The 6,216-nt window shown below is 73.1% G+C and carries 7 protein-coding genes; 1 reads left to right on the top strand and 6 read right to left on the bottom strand.

Annotated features, from left to right (window positions below):
• The 6 genes from ACRDSK_RS30870 to ACRDSK_RS30845 all read right to left on the bottom strand — a co-directional run.
• Positions 1-1,609: heavy metal translocating P-type ATPase (locus tag ACRDSK_RS30870; RefSeq protein WP_431444923.1), on the bottom strand; the 1,609-nt coding region annotated here is incomplete at its 3' end.
• Positions 1,609-2,559: a hypothetical protein gene (locus tag ACRDSK_RS30865; protein WP_431444922.1), complete on the bottom strand. Its 951-nt coding sequence runs from the start codon at positions 2,557-2,559 to the stop codon at positions 1,609-1,611. The genes ACRDSK_RS30865 and ACRDSK_RS30870, both read right to left, overlap by 1 nt.
• A 1-nt stretch (position 2,560) precedes the next feature.
• Positions 2,561-2,767, bottom strand: a complete 207-nt coding sequence (locus tag ACRDSK_RS30860; RefSeq protein ID WP_431444921.1) for a heavy-metal-associated domain-containing protein — start codon at positions 2,765-2,767, stop codon at positions 2,561-2,563.
• An 86-nt stretch (positions 2,768-2,853) separates the two neighbouring features.
• Positions 2,854-3,675: an endonuclease/exonuclease/phosphatase family protein gene (locus ACRDSK_RS30855; RefSeq protein ID WP_431444920.1), complete on the bottom strand. Its 822-nt coding sequence runs from the start codon at positions 3,673-3,675 to the stop codon at positions 2,854-2,856.
• Between the two features lie 39 nt (positions 3,676-3,714).
• Complete coding sequence (locus ACRDSK_RS30850) at positions 3,715-4,239, bottom strand: DUF1697 domain-containing protein (protein ID WP_431444919.1); 525 nt, start codon at positions 4,237-4,239, stop codon at positions 3,715-3,717.
• Positions 4,240-4,318: 79 nt separating this feature from the next.
• On the bottom strand, positions 4,319-5,413 hold the full coding sequence (locus ACRDSK_RS30845; RefSeq protein WP_431444918.1) for a calcium:proton antiporter: 1,095 nt from the start codon (positions 5,411-5,413) through the stop codon (positions 4,319-4,321).
• A gap of 138 nt (positions 5,414-5,551) precedes the next feature.
• Here ACRDSK_RS30845 and ACRDSK_RS30840 point away from each other — a divergent pair.
• A partial coding sequence (locus ACRDSK_RS30840) for an anti-sigma factor antagonist (protein ID WP_431444917.1) occupies positions 5,552-6,216 on the top strand: 665 nt, incomplete at its 3' end.

Raw genomic sequence — 6,216 nt, 5'->3', positions numbered from 1 at the left:
CCTCGGCGCCCGCCTTCGCCTCGGTCAGCGACTCGGGCAGCGCCGGCAGCCAGTCGTTCGTCGCGTGCGTCCGGCCGGCCGCGACGGCGTGGCCCTCCACCTCGCCGCGCACGCCGAGCCCGTCGACCGCGGCGAACCCGGTCACCGCGGGCAGCGAGCCGAGCCGCTCGGCCGCCGCGGTGGCGACCGCACGTGCGATCGGGTGCGACGACGCGTCCTCCAGCGCACCCGCGAGACGCAGCAGCTGCTCCGCCGGCACTCCATCGACGGGCACGACGTCCACAAGGGACATCCGGCCGGTGGTCACCGTGCCGGTCTTGTCCAGCACGACCGTGTCCACCCGGCGCGTCGACTCGAGCACCTCCGGGCCCTTGATCAGGATGCCGAGCTGCGCACCCCGGCCGGTCCCCACGAGCAGCGCGGTCGGCGTGGCGAGCCCCAGCGCGCACGGGCAGGCGATGATCAGCACGGCCACCGCCGCGGTGAACGACGCCGAGGCCGACGCGCCCGCGCCGAGCCAGAACCCGAGCGCGGCAAGGGAAAGTCCGATCACGATCGGCACGAACACCGCCGACACCCGGTCGGCGAGCCGCTGCACCGGCGCCTTGCCGCTCTGCGCCCGCTCGACCAGCGTGGCCATCTGCGCGAGCTGCGTGTCCGACCCGACCCGGGTCGCCCGCACGACGAGCCGTCCGCCGGCGTTCACCGTCGCGCCGACCACCGGCGCGGACGGGCCGACCTCGACCGGCACCGACTCCCCGGTCAGCATGCTCTCGTCCACCGCCGAGGTGCCCTCCTCGACGACACCGTCGGTCGCGATCTTCTCTCCCGGTCGCACCACGAACAGGTCGCCGACGGCCAGCCGCTCGATCGGCACCCGGGTCTCCAGCCCACCGCGCAGCACCGCGACGTCCTTGGCGCCCAACGAAAGCAGCGCGCGCAGCGCCGAGCCGGCCCGGTGCTTGGCCCGCGCCTCGAAGTACCGGCCGGCGAGGATGAACGTCGTCACGCCGGCCGCGACCTCGAGGTAGATGGAGCCCGCGCCGCCGGTCCGCTCGATCGTCAGCCGGAACGGGTGGGTCATGCCCGGCACGCCCGCGGTGCCGAGGAACAGCGCGTACAGCGACCACGCGAACGCGGCCAGCGTGCCCATCGAGACCAGCGTGTCCATGGTCGCCGAGCCGTGCCGCAGGTTCAGCCACGCCGCCCGGTGGAAGGGCAGCGCGCCCCACACCACGACCGGCGCCGCGAGCGCCAGCGACGCCCACTGCCAGTACTCGAACTGCAGCCACGACGACATCGCCATCGCGACCACCGGCACCGACAGCACCAGGCTCACCAGCAGCCGGGTGCGCAGCGCCCGCAGCTCGGTGTTCGCGGTCTCCTCCTCGGCGGGCTCCGGCTCGGTGCGCGGGAGCGTGGCCGTGTAGCCCAGCTTCTCCACGACGGCCACCAGCACGTCGGTGGTCACCGACTCCGGCGCGGACACCATGGCCTTCTCGGTCGCGTAGTTGACGCTGGCCTCGACGCCGTCGAGCCGGTTCAGCTTCTTCTCGATGCGGGCCGCGCAGGACGCGCAGGTCATGCCACCGATGACGAGGTCGACCATCACTTCTCCCCCTGCGGTGCGGCGGTCGCGGTGAGCTCGGCCGTGCGAACCACGTCGCCGTGCTTGAAGTCGAGGTACAGCCGGTAGGTGCCGGCGGAGGGCACCTCCGCGTGGAAGGCGACCGACGGACCGGGACTGCTCGCCTCGTCCGGGTGGACGTGCAGGTAGGCGAGGTCGCCCTGGCGCAGGGCCACCAGATGACCGTACGCGGCGAGGTAGGGCTGCAGGTCGGTGACCGGCACGCCGCCCTTCTCGATCGTGAGCACCAGCCTGCTGGAGGTGCCGGCGACGAGCTTGCCGGACAACGTCACGCGGTAGCCGCCGGTCTCGGCGATGAGGGCCGGCTCGGGCAGCGGAGTCGGCAGGTAGGCGCCGGACACCGCGACGTCCACGCCGAGCGTGGTGCCCTCGTCGCGGCCGGCAGGCTGGAAGTCGGCGAACACGCGGTAGTCGCCCGCTGCCACGAAGGTGAGCGGGACCCGCCAGGTGCCGTCGGCCGCCATCGTCGGATGCACGTGCCGGTAGCCGGACAGGTCACGCCGGGCGAGCACGAGGTGCATCAGCTTGTCGTGCGTCGGCGTGAAGCGGGTGACCGGCTCGCCGTGGTCGTCGAGGATGCGGAACGCGAAGTCCGCGCTGCCACCGGCGCGCAGGCCGTCGCTCAGGACGTCGAGCGTCAGGCCGTCCGCGGTGACCATGAGCCCCGCGGGCGTCGCGGCGGCCTCGGCGTCGTGACCAGAGTCGTGTCCGGCGTCAGGCTCGGCGTCAGGCTCGGCGTCGCTGTGTCCACCGGTCTCGCCGCCGCCCATGCCTTCGTGCTGAGCCGCCTCGGGCTCCGGCTCGGCCGCGGCCGGCCCGACCACCTGGCCGACGCCGTACGCGGCGGCGAACAAGACGGCCAGGACCATCCCGAAGCCGCCGAGCTTGCGTGCCGTGCCCGAGCCGGCCATGTCAGCTCGCCAGCTCGTAGCCGGCCTCGTCCACCCTGGCGCGCATGTCCTCGGAGTCGACGGGGGTCTCGCTGGTGACGGTCACCGTGCCGGTGGGCAGGTCGACGTCAACCTCGGTGACGCCGGGGATCTGGCCCACCTCCTCGCGCACCACGCCGACGCAGTGCTGGCAGGTCATTCCGGTCACCGTGAAGGTGGAGGTCGTCACGACATCTCCCGAATCGCTCGCTGTGCAAGTTCGCGGCCGACGTTACCATACCCCCGGACGGTATCCAAAGACTGACAAGTGGCTGCTCAGAACAAGGTTGGTGGGCTCGCGGCCTCGAAGGGGTCCATCGTGGTGAGCTCCGCGGTCGGCGCGCAGGCGAACGTCACCGACAGCGCCGAGTGGTCCGAGAGCCGGGTGGTGCGCGGCTCGTGGACGTACTCGCACTCCTCGAGGTCCGCGGCGAGCTTCTTCGTGCAGTGCGCGTGGTCGTAGCGGTAGCCGTCGCCGGTGCGGCCGATCCAGCTGTGCTCGACCAGGTCGGGCTCGGCGTGCCGGAACGTGTCGACCAGGCCGTGCCGGTCGGTCAGGCCGCGGTAGAAGTCGTACTCGAACCAGCGGAACGTGGTGTAGCTCGGCTCGTGGTCGGGCTCGATCACGTTGAGGTCGCCGAGCAGGACGGTCTCCGCGCCGGAGTCGGTGAGGCCGCAGCCGCCGAGGGCGGCGGAGAACCCGGACAGCCAGCGGCGCTTGCGCTCGGTGCGGTCCGCGGTGGCGTCGCGGGTGGGCGCGTACGCGCCGAGCACGCGGACGAGTCCCATGCCGGTGGAGACGAGGACGCCGGCCACCCGCTCCTGGAGGAACGGCAGGTGTGCGCCGATCGGGTCGACCTGGACGGGCAGCCTGCTGACGATCATCACGCCGTACTCGGTCGGCCCCGGCTTCGGGTAGACCACGGCGTAGCCGGCCGTGCGGAAGGCGTCGGCCAGGTGGCGGCAGCCGTCGGAGGCTCTGGTCTCGGTCAGCACGAAGATGTCCTCGGGTCGCGTCGCGAGCCAGGCCAGCTGGCGGTGGGCGCGCTCCTCCGAGGGGCTGCCGATGTTGAAGGTCATCAGGCTGAGGCCGGGCATGTGGCCAGATCGTAGAGGTGCCGTGTGGACAGTCCGGGGTCAGGCCCGGGCCATGGCCAGCAGTTTCGTGACGGTGTTCCAGTTGCGCATGGTGGCCACCTCGCCCTTGCGGGCGGGGAAGGCGGCGAGCAGCGGGGAGCGCTGGATGCCCTCGGGGACCCAGAAGTACACCTCGTGCGCCCCCACGTGGAAGAGCTCCGGGGCGAAGGCGTCCGCGGCGATGTCCGGCGCGACCGCGGGCCGGTCGAGGAACGAGACGAGGTAGCGCGAGCCGTTGTCGGCGACGGTGCCGAGCGGGTCGGCCTCGACGACGGCACCCAGCTCGTCTGCCGTGCGCACCACACAGTCGACCGCGAACCCCGCGCCGGCCGCCAGCCGCTCCTCGAGCTCGCGGCGAACCGAGGCGGGCCGCTTCGACGTGCGGAACACCGCGTTGCCGCTCTGCAGCAGCGTCCGCGCGTCGGCGTAGCCCAGCTCGGTCAGCCAGGCACGCAGGTCGGCCATGGCCACCCGGCGCTTGCCAGCCAGGTTGATCCCGCGCAACAACGCGACGTAGGTCGGCACGACCAGAGACTAACCGCCGCCGGACAGTCGTTCGTCGATCCACGCGACCGGGCGGCCCTTTCCGGGGTGGGCGGCCCGGTCAGGGGTTGATCGCGAGGAACACGAACGCGGCCAACAGCACCAGGTGCACGCCGCCCTGCAGGCGGGTCGCCCGGCCGGGCACCACGGTGAGCACGCTGACCACCACGGTGAGCCCGAGCAGCACCATCTGGACCGGGCCGAGGCCGAGCACCAGCGGACCCTCCAGCCACACCGACGCCAGCGCGATCGTCGGGATCGTCAGGCCGATGCTGGCGATCGACGAGCCGTAGGCCAGGTTGAGGCTGGTCTGCAGCCGGCCGCGGCGGGCGGCCCGGACGGCGGCCAGCGTCTCCGGCAGCAGCACGAGCATCGCGATCACCACGCCCACGAACGACGGCGGGAAGCCGGCGGCCGCGACCGCCTCCTCGATGGCCGGCGACTCGACCTTCGCCAGCCCGACGACCGCGACCAGTGCCACCAGCAGCAGCCCGAGGCTGGTCAGCGTCGCGCGGTTGGTCGGCGGCGTGGCGTGCTCGTCGGCGTGCTCGTCCCTGCCGGGCACCCCCTCCTGGGCGACCGGCAGGAAGAAGTCCCGATGCCGCACGGTCTGGGTCGTCACGAACGTGGCGTACAGCGTGAGCGAGGCCAGCGCGGCGAACGTCAGCTGGCCCGGCGAGAACTCGGGGCCGGGCTCGCTCGTGGTGAACGTCGGCAGCACCAGGCTCAGCGTGGCGAGCGTCGTCACGGTGGCGAGCGCGGCGCCGCTGCCCTCGGCGTTGAACATCGCCACCCCGTAGCGGCGGGCGCCGACCAGCAGCGAGAGCCCGACGATCCCGGTGGTGGCGATCATGAGCGCGGCGAACACCGTGTCCCGGGCGAGCGTGGCCGACTCGGAGCCGCCGGAGATCATCAGCGTGACGATCAGCCCCACCTCGATCACGGTGACCGCGACCGCGAGCACCAGCGACCCGAACGGCTCCCCCACCCGGTGTGCGACGACCTCCGCGTGGTGCACGGCCGCGAGCACGGACCCGGCGAGCAGCACCGCCACCACCCCGACGAGCACTGCGCCGGGGTCGCCGCCCCAGGTCAGCGCCAGCGCGACGATCGCGAGCACGGGAACCAGGACCGTCCACTCCAGCAGCCGCCGCATACCTGCGACCCTAGAAGGAACCGGCCGGTCAGGCGGCCCGCGGGTGAGTCTTCCCCCGGACGGCTCGGGAGAGCTAATGTGATCGCGACTTCACGGTTACGCAGTCAGCCGTGTGCCTCGACATAGCTGGAGGCCCGAATGGCTGAGCCGGTACCCTCGCCGCGCCCGAGGCTGCGCGCGATTCGGCACGAGTTCGCCACTCCCGACGCTCAGCTCACGCTGCGGATGTACGCGCCGGCGGCGGGTGTCGTGATCGTGTCCGCGGACGGCGAGATCGACCTCGCGAACCGCGACGCGCTGGCCGCCGCGCTGGCGCCGTCGGCCGCCGACCCGGCAGCCCGGCTGCTGGTGTGCGACCTGTCCGACACGACGTTCCTCGCCTGCTCCGGCCTGTCGGTCCTGCTCGAGGCGAAGTCGGCGGTCGAGGCGCGCGGGGCGGCGCTGCGGGTGGTGACGGCCGACGCGACCGTGCTGCGGGTCTTCGACGCCACCGGCCTGTGGGCCGCGCTCGACGTGCGGCCCGAGCTCGCCGCCGCCATGTCAGACGCCATGTCCGACGCGATGTCCGACGCGATGGCCGACGCCATGTCCGACGCCCAGACCGGGCTGGGAGACCGCGTGGCTGCCGGGTCGGCCGGCGGACCGGGCGGGTACGGCGGCGCGTCGGGCGTGGACAGCGGCGGGGCGGCTGCGGACACCGGCAAGCACGGCGACGGGCAGCGGACCGGCGGCGACCTGGCCGATCTGGCCGCGGCGCTCGACCGCGCCGTCGACCAGACCAGCTCGCTCGCGGCGACCTGGGG

It is taken from the genome of Actinophytocola sp., assembly GCF_050699915.1.
Taxonomy (GTDB): Bacteria; Actinomycetota; Actinomycetes; order Mycobacteriales; family Pseudonocardiaceae; genus Actinophytocola.
The sequence above is the reverse complement of the archived record's forward strand: the minus strand, read 5'-3'. Positions and strand labels throughout refer to the sequence as shown.

Bases quoted from the DNA above. Each gene is read 5' to 3' on its own strand.
- ACRDSK_RS30865 (WP_431444922.1), bottom strand. From the start codon at position 2,559: ATGGCCGGCTCGGGCACGGCACGCAAGCTCGGCGGCTTCGGGATGGTC.
- ACRDSK_RS30855 (WP_431444920.1), bottom strand. From the start codon at position 3,675: ATGCCCGGCCTCAGCCTGATGACCTTCAACATCGGCAGCCCCTCGGAG.
- ACRDSK_RS30845 (WP_431444918.1), bottom strand. From the start codon at position 5,413: ATGCGGCGGCTGCTGGAGTGGACGGTCCTGGTTCCCGTGCTCGCGATC.